Raw genomic sequence first — 17,781 nt, forward strand, 5'->3', positions numbered from 1 at the left:
ATCGGCACCGTTTCGAAGCGCATCGCCATGACCGTCTCCGCCATCGACCGCCCTGCAGCGTCCACAGCCCCAACCACGGAGCCGGAACCGGACACGGCGCCCGCAATGACCCCGGTGGTGGCGGTGCTCATCCCCTGCTACAACGAGGAGGCGGCCATCGCCGCCGTCGTGCAGGATTTCCGCAAGGCCCTGCCCGACGCGACGGTCTATGTCTACGACAACAACTCGTCCGACCGCACGGTGGATGTGGCGAAGGCCGCCGGCGCCGTGGTCCGGCACGAGCCGTTGCAGGGCAAGGGCAACGTCATGCGCCGCATGTTCTCCGACATCGAGGCGGACGTCTATGTGCTGGTGGACGGCGACGACACCTACCACGCCCCCTCCGCGCCGCTGATGGTCAAGCGGCTGTGGGACGACCAGCTCGACATGGTCAACGGCGCCCGCGTCACCGAGATCGTCAAGGCCTACCGGCCCGGCCACCGCTTCGGCAACATGCTGTTGACCGGCATGGTCGCGCTGATCTTCGGCAACCGCATCGGCGACATGCTGTCCGGCTACCGCGTCTTCTCGCGGCGCTTCATCAAGTCCTTCCCGGCGCTGGCCAGCGGCTTCGAGACGGAGACGGAACTGACCGTCCACGCGCTGGAGCTGAACATGCCCATCGCCGAGATCAAGGCACCCTACAAGGACCGCCCGCCCGGCTCGCACAGCAAGCTGAACACCATCCGCGACGGCGTCCGCATCCTGCGCACCATCGTCAATCTGGTGAAGGAGGAGCGGCCGCTGCCCTTCTTTTTCGCCATCTTCGCGGCGCTGGCCGCGGCGTCGATGATCCTCGCCTGGCCGGTGGTGACGACCTATCTGCAGACCGGGCTGGTGCCGCGCCTGCCGACCGCCGTGCTGTCCACCGGGCTGATGCTGCTGGGCTTCCTCAGCCTGACCTGCGGGCTGATCCTCGACACGGTCACGCTGGGCCGCCGCGAGGCCAAGCGCATGCGCTACCTGTCCATCCCGGCACCGGGCGTCCATCCGGTCCGCAAGGCCGCCGGATCCTGACCATGGGCAACCCCATCGATGCCCTTCCCGACAGCCGGCTGGGACGGCTGGCCGTGCAGTTCGGCAAGTTCGGCCTCGTCGGCGTGGTCGGTCTGGTGGTGGACACGGCGGTGGTCTACGCGCTGGTGTTCGGCGCCGGGCTGGAGTTCTTCGCCGCCCGCATCCCGGCCTATCTGGCCGCCGCCACCACGACCTTCGCGCTGAACCGCGCCTTCACCTTCCGCGGGGCCGCCGACGCGCCGCTCTACCGTCAATGGGCGACGTTCCTGGCCGCCAACGCCTTCGGCGGGGTGGTGAACTACGGCGTCTCGGTCGGGCTGGAGGCCGCCCTGCCGCTGGCCGAGGCCCATCCGGTGCTGGCCGTCGCCGCCGGTTCGCTGTCCGGCATGGTGCTGAACTTCGCCGCCTCCAAGCATCTGGTCTTCAAGGACGCCTGATCCTTGGGTTCCTAAGGCACCCCTCTCCTTCCGGATAGCGCCGGAAGTCCCATTGTGCGCCGCCGCAAACACCCGAAGTCCATGGAATGGGGCGCATCCAACGGGAATGGCCCCGACACCGACCTGCCTTGGCAAGGAGCCGGGAGGGAGCCATGAACAACAGCGACGTGCTGTGGGCCTGGGTGGCTGGAGTCACCGTGTCCGCAGCCCTGCTGGTCGGGCTGTCCCGCGCGCACGGACCGCCGACCCACGCCACGGACGGGCATTTCACCCTGCCGGAAATGGCGATGGGCGGCGCGGGTTGGGACTACGAGGCGTGGGAGCGGACCGGCGGAACGCCGCCGCGGCCCGAGTCGGACGATACCCTCGCCCGGATGCTCGACCTGCTGGAAGGCATCCCGCCGACGTCGGGCGCCGCCCTGCCCGATGGCGACACAGCAGACACCGGCGGGGCCGAAACCCAGTGACCCCGTGAACTGTTTGCCACGACCACCCCGTGCGGCCATGGACTCCGCAGGCCCGGTCGCCATATAACGGCGGTCATGACGCGCGAATTCCTGAAGATGCACGGGCTCGGCAACGACTTTGTCGTGATCGACGCCCGCAAAACGCCGTACACGCCGGCCGAGGCCGAGGTGCGTGCCATCGCCGACCGCAAGACCGGGGTGGGCTGCGACCAGTTCATCGTGATCGAGCCGGCGAAAACGGACGGCACGGCGGGCTTCATGCGCATCCGCAACGCCGACGGCGGCGAGGTGTCGGCTTGCGGCAACGCCTCGCGCTGCGTCGGCTGGCTGCTGATGGAGGAAGCGGGGGCGGAGCGCGTCGCCTTCGAGACCAACGCCGGCATCCTGCGGGCAAGCCGCGCCGACAACGGGCGCATCACCGTGGACATGGGGCCGGCCAATCTGGACTGGGCGCAGATCCCGCTGGCCGAACCGGCCGACACGCTGCGCCTCGACGCGGTGTCGCACGGCGGCTTCGCCGGTCCCACCGCGGTCAGCATGGGCAACCCGCACGCCGTCTTCTTCGTGGACGACGCCGAGGCGGTGCCGCTGGCCGAGGTCGGCCCGGTGTTCGAGACTCACCCGGCCTTCCCCGAGCGCACCAACGTCGAGTTCGTCCAGGTGCTCTCCCCCGGCAGCGTCCGCATGCGCGTGTGGGAGCGCGGGGCCGGCGTCACCCAGGCCTGCGGGACTGGCGCCTGCGCCACCGCGGTCGCCGCGATCCGCCGTGGGCTGACCAACCGCAAGGTCGACGTGATCCTGGACGGTGGCACCCTGACCATCGAATGGCGTGAGGACGGCCGAGTCCTGATGACCGGCCCGGTCGCCCTCAGCTACACCGGGCGGCTGTCCGCGGAGTTGGCGGCCACCTGAACGAATAGCCGCCGTTAGGCTGAAAGAGCATGAGCGACACTGTGACCAACGAGCCGGAGATCGTCACCTTCGGCTGCCGCCTGAACACCTACGAATCCGAGGTGATGCGCACCCACGCCCGCAACGCCGGGCTGGAGGACGTCGTCATCGTCAACACCTGCGCGGTGACCTCGGAGGCGGAACGGCAGGCCCGCCAGACCATCCGCAAGCTGCGCCGCGAGCGCCCGAACGCCCGCATCGTGGTGACCGGCTGCGCCGCCCAGATCGACCCGCAGCGCTACGGCGCCATGCCGGAGGTCGATCAGGTGCTCGGCAACCAGGAGAAGCTGCAGCCGGAAAGCTGGGGTCTGGCCCCGGCGGAGAAGGTGCTGGTCAACGACATCATGTCGGTCAAGGAGACCGCCGGCCACCTGATCGGCGGTTTCGAGGACCGGGCGCGCGCCTTCGTCCAGGTCCAGCAGGGCTGCGACCACCGCTGCACCTTCTGCATCATTCCCTACGGCCGCGGCCCGTCGCGCTCCGTCCCCATCGGCGCGATCGTGGAGCAGGTGCAGGCGCTGGTGAAGGCCGGCTACAACGAGGTCGTGCTGTCCGGCGTCGACATCACCAGCTTCGGCCCCGACCTGCCGGGCACGCCGACGCTGGGGCAGATGGTGCGCCGCCTGCTGGCGCTGGTGCCGGAGCTGCCGCGGCTGCGCCTGTCCTCGCTCGACTGCATCGAGATCGACGACGACCTGTGGCGCCTGATCGAGACGGAGCCGCGGCTGATGCCGCACCTCCACCTGTCGCTCCAGGCCGGCGACGACATGATCCTGAAGCGCATGAAGCGCCGGCACAGCCGCGCCGACGCCATCGCCTTCTGCGAGCGCGTGCGCTCCCTGCGCCCCGACATGGTGTTCGGCGCCGATTTCATCGCCGGCTTCCCCACGGAAACCGACGAGATGTTCGAGAACACGCTGCGGCTGGTCGAGGAGTGCGGCCTGACGTGGCTGCACGTCTTCCCCTACAGCCCGCGCCCCGGCACCCCGGCCGCCCGCATGCCGCAGGTCGACGGCGGCCTCCGCAAGGAGCGCGCGGCCCGTCTGCGCGCGCGCGGCGCCGAGGCGGAGGCCCGCACCCTGGCCTCGCTGGTCGGGCGCGAGGTGTCCGTGCTGGTCGAGAAGGACGATCTCGGCCGCACCCAGCATTTCGCCGAAATCCGCCTGGGCACGCCCCGCCCCCCCGGCTCCGTCCTGCGCGCGACGGTCACCGGCGTGGCCGGCGGCGCGCTGACCGGCACCCCCCTTTGAGAACAGTGGACACGCCATGATCCTGCGTTGGTTCGGCCGCAAGAAGCCCGAAGAGCAAGCCCGCAAGGACGAGACGACCCCCCCGCTTCCGGAAGCGGTCCCCGCCGAGCCTGCGCTCGCGGAGCCGGTCGCCGAAGAGCTGGTCCAGGAGCCGCCTGTTCCGGAACCGGTCGCCGAGGAGCCGCCCCCGGTGCCCGAGGTGGTGCCGGAACCCGAACTCCCACCGCCGCCCGCGGTCGAGACCCCGCCCCCGCCGCCCATCGCCCCGCCGTCCGAGCCGGAGGAGCGCGAGGACGCGCCGGAGATCGTCCGCGACGACCTCCCCGCGGCCCTGACCGCCGAGGAGGAGAAGCCCAAGAAGGGCTGGTTCGCCCGGCTGAAGGACGGCCTGTCCAAGTCCTCGTCCAAGCTGACCGAGGGCATTTCCGGCATCTTCACCAAGCGCAAGCTCGACGACGAAGCGCTGGAGGAGTTGGAGGAGCTGCTCATCACCGCCGATCTCGGCCCAACCACGGCGGCCAAGGTGACGGCGGAACTGGCCCGCACCCGCTTCGGCAAGGAGGTCAGCCCCGAGGAGGTCAAGGCCACGCTGGCCGCCGAGGTGGCGAAGATCGTCGGCCCGGTCGCCAAGCCGCTGGTCATCGACGCTTCGCTGAAGCCCCACGTCATCCTGGTGGTCGGCGTCAACGGCACCGGCAAGACGACGACCATCGGCAAGTTGGCCCGCCAGTTCCGCGCCGAGGGCAAGACGGTCATGCTCGCCGCCGGCGACACCTTCCGCGCCGCCGCGGTCAGCCAGCTGAAGATCTGGGGCGAGCGCACCGGCTGCCCGGTGATCGCCCGCGACACCGGGGCCGACGCCGCCGGCCTCGCCTTCGACGCGCTGGAGGAGGCGCGGCGTCAGGGCGTGGACATCCTGCTGATCGACACCGCGGGCCGCCTGCAGAACAAGGCCGGCCTGATGGAGGAGCTGCGCAAGATCGTCCGCGTCATCAAGAAGGTGGACGAGAGCGCCCCGCACACCACCCTGCTGACGCTGGACGCCACCACCGGCCAGAACGCGCACAATCAGGTGGAGGTTTTCCGCGACATGGTGAACGTCTCCGGCCTGATCCTGACCAAGCTGGACGGATCGGCGCGCGGCGGCGTGCTGGTCTCGCTGGCCGAGCGGTTCAAGCTGCCGGTGCACGCCATCGGCATCGGCGAGGGCGTCTACGACCTGCGCCCCTTCGACGCCGACCAGTTCGCCAAGTCGCTGATGGGGCTGCCGTCCCAATAACGGCACGCCCAGCACGGGCAGGCGGGCGGGCGGAGCGAGAAAGGGACTTCCGGCCGCTTCGCCCAAGCCCTATCTGAAGACCATGACGGCTGCCAAGACCTCCCCCTCCCCCGTTCCTCCCGGTCCTGTCGAGCGCTTCAGCGACGCGGACGCCGCCCTGGCCCTCGTCAAGGACCTCTACGACCGCAACACCGCCTATCTGCGCGACCGCTTCGCCGCCTTCACCCGCGGTGGGGACGGCGGACGGCGGGAGCAGGCCCATTACCCCTATGTCCGCCTCTCCACCGCCTCGGCGGCCACGGTGGACACGCGGCTGGCCTACGGCTTCGTCGAGGGGCCGGGCACCTACTCCACGACGCTGACCCGCCCCGACCTGTTCGACCGCTATTACCGCGAACAGCTCTCGCTCCTGCTGCGCAACCACCATGTTCCGCTGGAGGTCGGGGTCAGCGACGAGGCCATCCCGATCCACTTCGCCTTCCCCCAGGGCATGCATGTGGAGGGCGACCTGACGCCGGAGCGGCTGTCCGGCCTGCCCGACCTGTTCGACCTGCCCGACCTCGCCCGCATGGACGACACCATCGTCAACGGCACCTACGAGGAGTCACTGGACGCGGTGAAGCCGCTGGCCCTGTTCACCGCGCCGCGGGTGGATTTCTCGCTGCACCGGCTGCGCCACTACACGGCGACGGCGCCGGAGGATTTCCAGAACTTCGTCCTGTTCACGAACTACCAGTTCTATGTGGACGAGTTCATCCGCATGGCCCGCGAGATCATGGAGCCGACCGCCGATCCCGAACTGGCCGCCTACCGCAGCCAGTACGACCGCTTCGTGGAGCCCGGCGGCATCATCGTTCAGAACGCCAATCTGGGTGGCGGCCCCGGCGAGGCGCCGACGAACGGCGCGCGGCTGCTCCGCCTGCCGCAAATGCCCGCCTACCACCTGACCCGCCCGGACGGCAACGGCATCACGCTGGTCAACATCGGCGTCGGCCCGTCCAACGCCAAGACCATCACCGACCACATCGCCGTGCTGCGCCCGCACGCCTGGATCATGCTGGGCCACTGCGCCGGGCTGCGCAGCACGCAGCGGCTGGGCGACTATGTGCTGGCCCACGGTTACGTCCGCGACGACCATGTGCTGGACGCCGACCTGCCGACCTGGGTGCCCGTCCCGGCGCTCGCCGAGGTGCAGCGCGCCCTGGAGACGGCGGTGGAGCGAGTGACCGGCCTGTCCGGCTACGCGCTGAAGAGCATCATGCGCACCGGCACCGTGGCGACCATCGACAACCGCAACTGGGAACTGCGCGACCACCGCGAGCCGCTGATGCGCTTCAGCCAGAGCCGCGCCATCGCGCTGGACATGGAAAGCGCCACCATCGCCGCCAACGGCTTCCGCTTCCGCGTTCCCTACGGCACGCTGCTCTGCGTGTCCGACAAGCCGATGCACGGGCAATTGAAGCTGCCGGGCATGGCCGACCGCTTCTACCGCGAGCGGGTGGACCAGCATCTGAAGATCGGCGTGCTCGCCATGGAGCTTCTGCGCGAGCACGGCATGGAAACCCTGCATTCCCGCAAGCTGCGCAGCTTCGCCGAAGCCGCCTTCCAGTAAGATAGAACGTTTTGCCTCACCCGAAAGCGCAGGCGCCAAAGGGCGCCCGCGTCTTATCTTAGGGTGCTCGGCAAGGAAGGGAATTGGACCATTATGGCCGTGCGTGCAGGTTGGAGCGTCATCGCCGCCCTTTCATTCGGGCTGGCGGCGGGACCGGTGCTGGCCCAGGACAATGTTCCGAAAACCGACAGCGTTCCGAACACGGACACCACACCGCCAGCGGAAACCACGCCCCGGTCCGGCCCGTCCATCGGCTTCTGGGTTGACAACGACCTGTTCGGCGGCGGCACCGACCGTTACTACACGAACGGAGTCCAGTTCTACTACGTCTCCGGCGACCGCCCGACCTACGGCAACATCGACTGGCTGGCCAACCTCGTCCCCTGGATCGGGGAGCATGGGGTGCGGCGCTACGGCATCGCCTTCGGCCAGAACATGTACACCCCCAGCGACATCACCAAGCCGATCCCCGACGCCACCGACCGCCCCTACGCCGGCTGGCTGTACGGCCGCCTGTCGGTGATTTCGGAAGAAACGCGGCAGGTGGACCGCATCGACCTGGACCTCGGCATGGTCGGCCCGGCGTCGCTGGCGGAGCAGACCCAGAAGACGGTGCACCGCATCGTGCCCGGCGCCCGCTGGCCGGAGGGCTGGGACTACCAGCTCAAGAACGAGCCGGGCATCATCCTCAGCTACGAGCATGTCTGGCGCGCCGAGCGCCCGACGCGCATCGGCCCCTTCGAGGCGGACATCAGCCCCCACGTCGCCGGCAGCGTCGGCAACGTCCTGACCTTCGGCGGGGCCGGCGTCACGATGCGGCTGGGCGGCAACATGGCGCCGCCGGTCGGCGCGCTGATCCTGCGCCCGACCGCCAGCATCCCCTATCAGGACAGTGTGGCCGCGGGGGCGCCGCGCCCGCCCTTCTCCTGGTACGTCTATGCCGGGGCGGAGGGGCGCGCCGTCGCCCGCAACATCTTCCTCGATGGCAACAGCTTCCGCGACAGCCGGTCGGTGGACAAAAACAACTTCATCGCCGCCTTCCAGCTCGGCGTGACGCTGCGCTACGACCGGTTCGGCATCTCCTACGCCCAGAATTTCCTGTCGCCGGAGTTCGAGGGGCAGAAATCCTACACCAACTACGGCTCGATCCGCGCCTCCTACCGGTTCTGACCGCCTCGCCTGCGATCATCCCGCTTCCCTCTTTATCCCAAGCCCGGTTCGGTCTATGTGAGGGTCATGAACCAATACGCCCGACTGCTGATCGAAGCCGGCCCGCTGGCGGCCTTCTTCATCGCCAATTCCCAGGCCGGCATCATGATCGGCACCGCCGTCTTCATGGTGGCGATCAGCATCTCCGTGCTGGTCTCCTGGAGGTTCGAACGCAAGGTCCCGGTGATGCCGGTGGTCGGGGCGGGCTTCGTCCTGCTGTTCGGCGGGCTGACCCTGTGGCTTCAGGACGATCTGTTCATCAAGATCAAGCCGACGCTGGTCAACCTGCTGTTCGCCGCGGTCCTGTTCGCGGCGCATCTGACGCGGCGCAACGTGCTGAAGCATGTCCTGGGGTCGGTGCTGAACCTGTCCGACGCCGGCTGGCGCACGCTGGCGATCCGCTGGGCGTGGTTCTTCCTGCTGCTGGCCGTGCTGAACGAGGTGGTGTGGCGCACCATGACCACCGACGCCTGGGTGAACTTCAAGGTGTTCGGCATCATGCCGCTGACCCTGCTGTTCAGCGCCCTCCAGGCCCCGCTGATCCTGCGCCATCAGGTGCCGGAGGAGCCGCCGGTCGAGAAGTCCTCCACCTCCGCCTCCTGACCGTCCCCCCTCTTCCCTGACGGAGCGCCCCCACCATGTCACACGACTACCCGCGCGACCTGATCGGCTACGGGTCCCGTCCGCCGCACCCCTACTGGCCGGGCGGGGCGCGGGTGGCGGTGCAGTTCGTCATCAACTACGAGGAGGGCGGGGAGAACTGCGTCCTGCACGGCGACGCCGCGTCGGAGGCCTTCCTGTCGGAGATCGTCGGCGCCCAGCCCATCGTCGGCATGCGGCACATGAACATGGAGTCGATCTACGAGTACGGGTCCCGCGCCGGCTTCTGGCGGCTGCACCGGATGTTCACGGAGCGCGGCCTGCCGGTGACCGTCTACGGCGTCGCCATGGCGCTGGAGCGCAACCCCGACGCCGTCCGCGCCATGCAGGACGCCGGGTGGGAGATCGCCACCCACGGCTATCGATGGATCGACTACCAGCATCTGCCCGAGGCGGTGGAGCGCGAGCACATGCTGCGCGCCATCGAGATCCACACCCGCGTCACCGGCTCCCGCCCGCTCGGCTGGTATCTTGGGCGGTGCAGCCCCAACACCTGGAAGCTGGTGTCGGAGGAGGGGGGCTTCCTCTACAACGCCGACAGCTACGCCGACGACCTGCCCTATTGGGACGACCGCTTCGGCCGGCCGCAGCTGATCGTGCCCTACACGCTCGACGCCAACGACATGCGCTTCGCGACCAACCAGGGATTCAACACCGGCGAGCAGTTCTTCACCTATCTGAAAGACAGCTTCGACGTGCTCTACGCCGAAGGCGAAGACCAGCCGAAGATGATGTCGGTCGGGCTGCATTGCCGTCTGGTCGGGCGCCCGGGGCGCGCCGCGGCGCTGGCCCGCTTCCTCGATTATGTGCGGGGTCACGACAAGGCGTGGGTCGCCACCCGGCTGGACATCGCCCGCCATTGGATGGCCGAGCACCCCTACCGACCGGCGGCCTGAGCCGGGAAAGGGCGTCCCGGGCGCGCTCCCGGCCCAACTTTCTCACGCCAATTCGTCGCATCGGCGTTTGAACCAACGTCGAAATACAGTAGAAGGTCTTTGGATCGTGGCGCGGCCCTTCGAAGCCGCGTTCCCGTGACTGCCGACTTCTTGCGATCTTCAACTGGGTGCGCACGCCGCCGTGACGTTCAAGGATGAGATGAAGGCCGCCGGTCGGACGGCGGATCACAAGGCGCGCCCCATGGCGGATGCCCCCGCCGACGATGGGGGAGAGGCCCGGGACGACATCGCCCGCCTTCTGCGCGCCCTCAACGACGACCTCAAGGCCGACCCGGCGGAGGAGGACGATCTCCTGTCCCCGGACGCCGGGCGGAAGGCGGAGCGGCATCTGCCCATCGGCAAGATCGCCGCGGCGCTCGCCGCCGCCATCGGCATCGGCGCGGTCGTCGTGATGCTGGACCAGGGCGGGGAGGCGCCGTCCGCGCCCCCCSCACCGCTCATCACCGCCGTCCCAAGCGCACCGGCTCCCGGCGGCGCTTCGCCCGGCACCGTGACTCCGGCAAAGCCGGAACCGCTGATCACCCGCGCAGCGCCCGCTCCTGCACCGCCCCAGCAGGCGCCGATGCAGACACAGACCATCGTCGCGCCGCCCACCGTGGCCACGCCGCCCATGGCGCTGCCGCAGATCCCGCCGCCGGCGCTGAAGGTGCCGGAGCCACCGGCTCCGCCGTCGCCCGCTCCCGCCGTCACCAAGCCGGCCGACCCCGTCCCCGCGCCGCACCCCGTGGAAACGGCGGAGAGCGCGAAAGCCCAGACGCATCCGCCGGCTTCGACCCTGACGGCGCCCCCGGCCGAACCCATCAAGGCACCGGCGCCCGCCAAGGCTACGGAAACGGCGGAACTTCAGGCCATGCTGTCGGCCCAGCGCCCGGCCACCGCAACGCGCCCGGCGCCGCAGCCTATCAAGCCGGCGCCCAAGACCGCCTCCACGCCGCCCGCCACGGCTCCATCGTCCGGCGTGCTGACGCCGCCGACCGCCGCCGCTGCTCCTCCGGACGGGCGCTACGCCGTGCAGGTCGGGTCCTTCCAGCAGGCCGACAACGCGGAAGGGCTGGTCCGCCGCCTGCGCGGTCTCGGCTTCAACGCCTACGCGCTGGACTGGACCGACGCCGAGCAGCGGTCCTGGCACGTCGTCCGCGTCGGCGGCTATGCCGACACCGCCGCCGCCCGCCAGGCCGCCGCGTCGCTGAAGGGCAAGGTGGAAGCGCAGCCCATCGTCGTCTCGACGCGCTGACCGCAGGCAACGGCGGCGCCGCGACAAACTGTCGCTTCCCTCTATTCCGCTTCTTTCCTTTCGGAATGCCCGCCCGCAATTTCGGTATTGCGGGCGGGCTTCGTCTTGATCTGTGCTTATCCTTGCCGCTAACATGGGATTGAACAGGCACGCATATTAGAACAAGCGCAGCCGCAAGAAGCCGGCGCATCAGACCGGCGAACCGGAGGAAACCCTGGTATGAAGCCGACGATCCTGGTCGCCGACGATGAGCCCAGCATCGTCCTCTCCCTGCAGGTCCTCTTGCAGAAGGCGGGCTTTGCCGTGCGCATCGCCCGCAATGGCGAGGAAGCCCTTGAATCGGTTGCAGAAAGCACGCCCGACCTGATTCTGCTGGACGCCATGATGCCGCGGCGCGACGGGTTCGACGTCTGCCAGTCGCTGCGCGCCGACCCCGCCTACCAGTCGCTGCCCATCATCATGCTGACGGCCAAGAGCCGCGACGTGGAGCGGCAAAAGGGCATGGCGCTGGGCGCCACCGACTACATCACCAAGCCCTTCTCGACCCGCGACCTCGTCACCACCGTCCGCAAGTACCTGAACCCCGAAAGCAACCAGGACAGCGCGCCGGGCGGAACCGCGGAGCCTCAGCCATGAGCGCCCCGGCGACCACCGGAAGTGCCGGAACCGCCGCTCCGGCAACCGCCCCGGCGGAGCCGCGCCGGATCATCCCCCTGGCCTTCCGCGCCGCCGGCGTCGGCCTGCCCCTGCTGTCGGTGGGGGCTGCGGTCGGCTTCGGCGCGAACGGCGACCCCAACGCCTTCGTCACCTACGCCGTCACCATGACCGCCGCCGTCACCGCCGCGGTCTGGGGCCTGTGGGGGCTGGTCGACCGGCGGCTGCTGCGCGCCTCGGAAACGCTGAGCCGCGAGGCCGGGCTGATCGCCCATGGCACGGCGGACGGCAAGACCGGCGCCCGCATCCCGCTGGCGCGCTACGGCGATCTCGCCCCGGTGGCCAAGGCGGTCAACGAGCTGTCAGACAAGCTGTCCGCCGCCCGCCGCGACACCGCCCGCACCGTCGCGGAGTCGACCGCCAAGGCGGAGGAGCAGAAGACCCGGCTGGCCGCCGTCCTGCGCGACCTGCACGAAGGCGTCCTGGTCTGCAACCTCAAGCACCAAATCCTGCTCTACAACCAGACGGCGCTCGACATCCTGCATCTGGCCGGCGACCTCGGGCTGGGCCGCTCCCTGCTGCATTTCGTGGTGGCGGAGCCGGTGATCCACACGCTGGAGCGGCTGACCCTGCGCGTGCGCGAGGGGCGGCACGTCAACCACGAGCACGGCACCACCGCCCAGTTCGTCGGCGCCACCAACGACGGGCGCATCCTGCTGGCCGGGCGGATGAGCGCCATTCTGCAGGACCCGCCGGAGGGCTCGGACGAGCCACCGACGATCACGGGCTACGTCATCACCCTGTCCGACGCGACCAGCGAACTGGCCGCGCTCGGCCAGCGCGACGCCCTGCTGCGCGAGGCGACGGAGGGCTTCTGCGCCCCCATCGCCAACCTGCGCGCCGTGCTGGAGACGCTGGAGGACACGCCGGAGCTGGGGCCGGAGGAGCGCGCCGCCTTCCAGGCCGCGCTGATGGAGTCGTCCAACACCCTGTCGGAGCGGCTGGCCCGCGTCACCAACGCGTACCGCAGCGTCGTCACCGGCTCCTGGCCGATGAGCGACATCCACTCCACCAACCTCATCAACCTGATCCGCCACCGGGTCGGGCCGGAGGCGCAGTACGGCGTGACGCTGACCGGCCTGCCGCAATGGGTGCACGGCGACAGCTACAGCCTCGTGATCCTGTTCGGCTATCTGATCGAATACGTCTACGCGCTGACCGGGGTTCCCGCCTACGACCTGTCGGCGGAGCCGGGGGACAGCTGGGTCTATCTGGACATCACCTGGCGCGGCCCGTCGGTGCCCAGCGGCATCGTGGACAGCTGGCTCGACCACCCGCTGCCCGACGCGCTGGGCGGCCTGACGGTCGGCGACGTGCTTCAGCACCACAAGAGCACGATGTGGAGCGAGCCGGTGAAGGGGCCGGGATCGGAGAGCGAGCTGCTGTCGCGCCTGCGCGTGCCGCTGCCGCCCGCGCTGAAGCCGCCCTCCGCCCACACGACGGCGCGCGGCGGGGCGCGGCCGGAGTTCTTCGACTTCAACCTGCTGCACCAGCCGCTGGCCACCAGCGAGCTTGGCCGCACGCCGCTCGACCAGCTCCATTACGTGGTCTTCGACACCGAGACGACGGGCCTGTCGCCCAGCACCGGCGACGAGATCATCCAGATCGCCGCCGTGCGCGTCGTCGGCGGGCGCATCCTGACCGGCGAGACCTTCAACACGCTGGTCAACCCGAAGCGGACCATCCCGCCGGAATCGATCCCCTTCCACGGCATCACCGACGCGATGGTGGCCGACAAGCCGACCATCGACAAGGTGCTGCCGCAGTTCCGCGGCTTCGTGTCGGGCGCGGTGCTGATCGCCCACAACGCCGCCTTCGACCTGAAATTCCTGAAGATGAAGGAGCGGGCGTCGGGCGTGCGCTTCGACAGCCCGGTGCTCGACACCATGCTGCTGTCGCGGATGCTGCTCGGCGAAGGCGGCGACCACACGCTGGACGGCATCGCCGAGCGGCTGGGGATCGAGGTGGTGGACCGCCACACGGCGCTGGGCGACAGCCTCGTCACCGCCGCGGTCTTCCTGCGCATGGTCGAGATGCTCAAGGAACGCGACGTCCGCACGCTCGACGACGCCATCCGCGGCGCCAACATCATCGTCGAGCTGGCGGCGCGGGAGCGCGCCTTTTGACCGGGGGTCCCGCCCCGCAACCCGCAACCCCTCCACCGCGACGGGCGGGCGCCGACCGCCTGATCGCGCTGTTCCTGTTCGGCGTGGTCGCCTTCAACCCGCCGCTGCTGCGCGTCTTCGGCGCCGGGGACACGCTGTTCGGCCTGCCGCTGCTGTACGTGTACGCCTTGGGGGTGTGGGGCGGGGTGATCGCGCTGTCGGCGGTGCTTCTGGAACGCGGGGGGCGTTGACATGCCCTGGCCCGCCATCGTCGCTGCCAGCTTCGCCTACCTGCTCCTCCTCTTCGCCATCGCCTGGTGGGCGGACCGACGGGCGGACGCCGGGCGCAGCGTCATCGCCTCGCCGTACGTGTACGCGCTCTCCCTGGCGGTCTACTGCACCACCTGGACCTTCTATGGCTCGGTCGGGCGGGCGGCGTCGCTGGGCATCGGCTTCCTGCCGATCTATCTCGGACCCACCCTGCTGATGCTGCTGGGGCCGCTGGTGCTGCGCAAGATCCTGCGCATCGCCAAGGCGCAGCGCATCACCTCCATCGCCGACTTCATCGCGTCGCGCTACGGGCGCAGCCAGGGGCTGGGCGGGCTGGTGGCGCTGACCGCGGTGATCGGGGTGACGCCCTACATCGCCCTGCAGCTCAAGGCCGTTGCGGTCAGCTTCGACGTGCTGTGGGGCACCGACCCGTCCGGCGCCACCGGCGGCCTGTCCCTGCCCGTCGTCCTGGACAACGCCTTCTACGTGGCGGTCGTCATGGCGGCCTTCGCCATCATCTTCGGCACGCGCCACATCGACGCGGCGGAGCATCACGAGGGCATGGTGGCGGCCATCGCCTTCGAATCGGTGGTCAAGCTGGTCGCCTTCCTGGCAGTCGGCGCGGCGGTGGTCTGGGGGCTGCACGGCGGCCCCACCGACCTGTTCGCCACGGCCGCCGAGCATCCGGAGATCCGCGGCCTCTTCACCTCCGCCCCGGCGCTGGCGGACGGCTCGTGGCTGACCATGACGCTGCTGTCGATGGCGGCGGTGCTGTGCCTGCCCCGCCAGTTCCAGGTGACGGTGATCGAGAATGTGGACGAGCGGCACCTGACCCGCGCCTTGTGGCTGTTCCCGCTCTACATGCTGCTGATCAACCTGTTCGTCCTGCCGGTGGCGGTGGCCGGGCTGATGCGCTTCCCCGACCGGGCGGTGGACCCGGACATGTTCGTGGTGGCGCTGCCCCTGGCCGCCGGGAACGAGTGGCTGGCCCTGCTCGCCTTCATCGGCGGCCTGTCGGCGGCCACCGGCATGATCGTGGTCGAGGCCATCGCCTTGTCCACCATGGTGTGCAACGACATCGTGATGCCGCTGCTGCTGCGCGCCCGCAGCGCCCGTCTGGAACGGCTGCACGACCTGTCGCCACTGCTGCTGACCATCCGGCGCGCCGCCATCGTGGCGATCCTGCTGCTCGGCTACCTGTATTTCCGCATCGCCGGCTCGGCCTACGCGCTGAGCGCCATTGGGCTGATCTCCTTCACGGCGGTGGCGCAGTTCGCCCCGGCGCTGATCGGCGGAGTCTATTGGGCGGGGGCGACCCGGCGCGGCGCGCTGGCCGGCCTCGGCACCGGCATCCTGACCTGGGCCTACACGCTGCTGCTGCCCAGCTTCGCTCGCTCCGGCTGGCTGCCCGCCGCCTTCATCGACCAGGGGCCGTGGGGCGTCGCCCTGCTGCGGCCCTACGCGCTGTTCGGGCTCGACGGGATGGACCCGCTGACCCACACGCTGTTCTGGAGCATGCTGCTGAACATCGGCCTCTACGTGGTGGTCTCCCTGCTCGACCGGCCCGGCCTGGGCGAGCGGGCGCAGGCCACCGCCTTCGTGGAGGTGTTCCAGCACCGCGACACCCCCCTGCCCACCGGCGTCTGGCGCGGCACCGCCACGGTCGGCGATCTGCAGCGCATCGTCGCGCGCTTCCTCGGTCCACAGCGGGCGGAGGCCGCCTTCGCCCAGCATGTCCGCCGCAACGGGCCGCTGGAGCCGGACCGCCGGGCCGGGGCGGAGCTGGTGCGCTTCGCCGAGCGGCTGCTCGCCGGGGCGATCGGCGCCGCCTCCGCGCGGGTGGCGCTGGCCTCCGCGGTGGAGGGCGGCGAGGTCAGCTACCCCGAGCTGATGCGGATGCTGGACGAGACCAGCCACGTCATCGAGTACAGCCGCCAGCTCGAACACAAGACGGCGGAGCTGCAGCGCGCCTCCGCCGCGCTCCGCGCCGCCAACGAGCGGCTGAAGGAGCTGGACCGGCTGAAGGACGAGTTCCTGTCCACCGTGACGCATGAGCTGCGCACGCCGCTGACCTCCATCCGCGCCCTGACCGAGGTGCTGCACGACAACCCCGACATCGAGCTGGAGCAGCGGCAGGAGTTCCTCGGCCTCGTCATCACCGAGAGCGAGCGGCTGACCCGCCTGATCAACCAGGTCCTCGACATGGCGAAGATCGAGGCCGGGGAGATCGACTGGCAGGTCCGCCCGATGGACCTCGGCGCCGCGCTGGAGCAGGCGGCGGCGGCCACCGCCCGGCTGTTCCACGAGCGCGGCATCGCTCTGGCCGTCACCATCCCGCAAGGCTTGCCGCCGGTGCGCGGCGACCACGACCGGCTGGTGCAGGTGGCGGTGAACCTGCTGTCCAACGCCGCCAAATTCACCCCGGCGGGCGGACGGGCCTCGCTGTCCATCGCGGCGGAGGACGACCATCTGCGCGTGTCCGTCACCGACAGCGGCCCCGGCATCGCCGCGGAGCATCAGGCCATCGTCTTCGACCGCTTCCGGCAGGTCGGCGACACCATGACCGACAAGCCGCAGGGCACCGGGCTGGGGCTGGCCATCAGCAAGCGCATCGTCGAGCATCTCGGCGGGCGCATCTGGGTGGAGAGCGTCCCCGGCGCCGGCTCCACCTTCGCCTTCACCGTGCCGTTGGCGGAAGCGCGAGTGGAAGCGGCGCCCTGAATCAATCGGAAGACGAAACGATCGGGACGCCCCGCCCGATGACACCCCTGGTTGACACAGGTCAGTCCAGTTGCCTTAACGAATCCTTATACGTGTTTCAGGCAGGTTTTTTACCAAATGCCGGACATGATCGGTCTCCCGGACGGGGCGTTGCCCGGTCGGGTTGCAAGGAGACGAACGGTGACCTTGATCAAATGGAGCGACGAGGGGGGGACGGTGCGCCTGGGCCTGCCCAGCGATCTCGACCTCGCCATGGCGCAGCCCCTTCTGGACAGCCTGCGCGCCGGCTTCGCCGCCTCCGAGACGGTCATCGCCGAGGCCGCGGCGGTGGAGCGGGTCAGCACCGCCTGCGTCCAGGCGCTCCTCGTCGCCTCCCGGCACGCCGCCGAACAGAACCGCACATTCGCCATCGCCCAGCCGTCCGAGGTCCTGGCGGAAGCCTGCGAGGATCTGGGGCTGGACGGCTGGTTGAAGAAATGGAGCCAAGCGTGAAGAAGAAGGTACTCACCGTCGACGATTCGCGGACCATGCGGGACATGGTCTCCTTCACGTTGAAGGGCGCCGGCTACGACGTGGTCGAGGCCGCCGACGGCCAGCAGGCGCTGGGCGTCATCGGCGCCAACAAGGTGGACCTCGTCATCACCGACCTGAACATGCCGGTGATGGACGGGCTGACCCTGATCCGCCGCCTGCGCGCCACCCCGGCGCACCGCACGCTGCCCATCCTGATGCTGACCACCGAGGCCGACGAGAAGAAGAAGTCCGAAGGCCGTGCGGTGGGGGCGACCGGCTGGATCGTGAAGCCCTTCAATCCGGAGAAGCTGATCTCCGTCGTGCAGAAGGTGTGCGGCTGACGCCGC

17 protein-coding genes are annotated in these 17,781 nt (G+C 69.8%); all 17 read left to right on the forward strand.

Annotated elements, in window-relative coordinates; all coding sequences use genetic code 11:
- Positions 1-27: 27 nt before the first annotated feature.
- On the forward strand, positions 28-1,056 hold the full coding sequence (locus AC1DVI_RS09380) for a glycosyltransferase family 2 protein (RefSeq protein ID WP_476957733.1): 1,029 nt from the start codon (positions 28-30) through the stop codon (positions 1,054-1,056).
- A 2-nt stretch (positions 1,057-1,058) separates the two neighbouring features.
- Positions 1,059-1,493 carry a GtrA family protein gene (locus AC1DVI_RS09385; protein ID WP_476957734.1) on the forward strand — a complete coding sequence of 145 codons (435 nt, stop codon included), beginning with the start codon at positions 1,059-1,061 and terminating at the stop codon, positions 1,491-1,493.
- Between the two features lie 152 nt (positions 1,494-1,645).
- Positions 1,646-1,960, forward strand: coding sequence for a hypothetical protein (locus AC1DVI_RS09390; protein ID WP_476957735.1), 315 nt, complete (start codon positions 1,646-1,648; stop codon positions 1,958-1,960).
- 75 nt (positions 1,961-2,035) lie between these two features.
- Entirely contained in the window at positions 2,036-2,872 is an 837-nt protein-coding gene (gene dapF, locus AC1DVI_RS09395; protein WP_476957736.1) for a diaminopimelate epimerase, read from the forward strand.
- A gap of 29 nt (positions 2,873-2,901) precedes the next feature.
- Positions 2,902-4,161, forward strand: a complete 1,260-nt coding sequence (mtaB, locus tag AC1DVI_RS09400; RefSeq protein WP_476957737.1) for a tRNA (N(6)-L-threonylcarbamoyladenosine(37)-C(2))-methylthiotransferase MtaB — start codon at positions 2,902-2,904, stop codon at positions 4,159-4,161.
- A gap of 16 nt (positions 4,162-4,177) precedes the next feature.
- Positions 4,178-5,440, forward strand: a complete 1,263-nt coding sequence (ftsY, locus tag AC1DVI_RS09405; protein ID WP_476957738.1) for a signal recognition particle-docking protein FtsY — start codon at positions 4,178-4,180, stop codon at positions 5,438-5,440.
- A gap of 82 nt (positions 5,441-5,522) precedes the next feature.
- A complete protein-coding gene (locus AC1DVI_RS09410; RefSeq protein WP_476957739.1) occupies positions 5,523-7,052 on the forward strand; it encodes an AMP nucleosidase in 1,530 nt (509 codons plus the stop codon).
- Between the two features lie 93 nt (positions 7,053-7,145).
- On the forward strand, positions 7,146-8,222 hold the full coding sequence (locus AC1DVI_RS09415; protein ID WP_476957740.1) for a lipid A deacylase LpxR family protein: 1,077 nt from the start codon (positions 7,146-7,148) through the stop codon (positions 8,220-8,222).
- A gap of 66 nt (positions 8,223-8,288) precedes the next feature.
- Positions 8,289-8,864: a septation protein A gene (locus AC1DVI_RS09420; protein WP_476957741.1), complete on the forward strand. Its 576-nt coding sequence runs from the start codon at positions 8,289-8,291 to the stop codon at positions 8,862-8,864.
- Between the two features lie 35 nt (positions 8,865-8,899).
- The gene (gene puuE, locus AC1DVI_RS09425) at positions 8,900-9,817 is read left to right on the forward strand and encodes an allantoinase PuuE (protein WP_476957742.1); all 918 of its coding nucleotides are present in this window, start codon (positions 8,900-8,902) and stop codon (positions 9,815-9,817) included.
- Between the two features lie 181 nt (positions 9,818-9,998).
- Positions 9,999-11,111 (forward strand): SPOR domain-containing protein, encoded by a 1,113-nt coding sequence (locus AC1DVI_RS09430; protein ID WP_476957743.1) that lies wholly within the window; start codon positions 9,999-10,001, stop codon positions 11,109-11,111.
- 219 nt (positions 11,112-11,330) lie between these two features.
- A complete protein-coding gene (locus AC1DVI_RS09435; protein ID WP_476957744.1) occupies positions 11,331-11,747 on the forward strand; it encodes a response regulator transcription factor in 417 nt (138 codons plus the stop codon).
- Complete coding sequence (locus AC1DVI_RS09440) at positions 11,744-13,951, forward strand: 3'-5' exonuclease (RefSeq protein WP_476957745.1); 2,208 nt, start codon at positions 11,744-11,746, stop codon at positions 13,949-13,951. Before AC1DVI_RS09435 ends, AC1DVI_RS09440 begins: the two co-directional genes overlap by 4 nt.
- Positions 13,948-14,181, forward strand: coding sequence for a hypothetical protein (locus AC1DVI_RS09445; RefSeq protein ID WP_145622857.1), 234 nt, complete (start codon positions 13,948-13,950; stop codon positions 14,179-14,181). Before AC1DVI_RS09440 ends, AC1DVI_RS09445 begins: the two co-directional genes overlap by 4 nt.
- 1 nt (position 14,182) lies before the next feature.
- Complete coding sequence (locus tag AC1DVI_RS09450; protein ID WP_476957746.1) at positions 14,183-16,921, forward strand: ATP-binding protein; 2,739 nt, start codon at positions 14,183-14,185, stop codon at positions 16,919-16,921.
- 180 nt (positions 16,922-17,101) lie between these two features.
- On the forward strand, positions 17,102-17,413 hold the full coding sequence (locus AC1DVI_RS09455) for an STAS domain-containing protein (RefSeq protein WP_476957747.1): 312 nt from the start codon (positions 17,102-17,104) through the stop codon (positions 17,411-17,413).
- Positions 17,398-17,775, forward strand: a complete 378-nt coding sequence (locus tag AC1DVI_RS09460; RefSeq protein ID WP_014241666.1) for a response regulator — start codon at positions 17,398-17,400, stop codon at positions 17,773-17,775. The genes AC1DVI_RS09455 and AC1DVI_RS09460 overlap by 16 nt, the downstream gene beginning before the upstream one ends.
- The last annotated feature ends 6 nt before the right edge of the window (positions 17,776-17,781 follow it).

This window comes from Azospirillum sp. P4_B5, assembly GCF_056402275.1.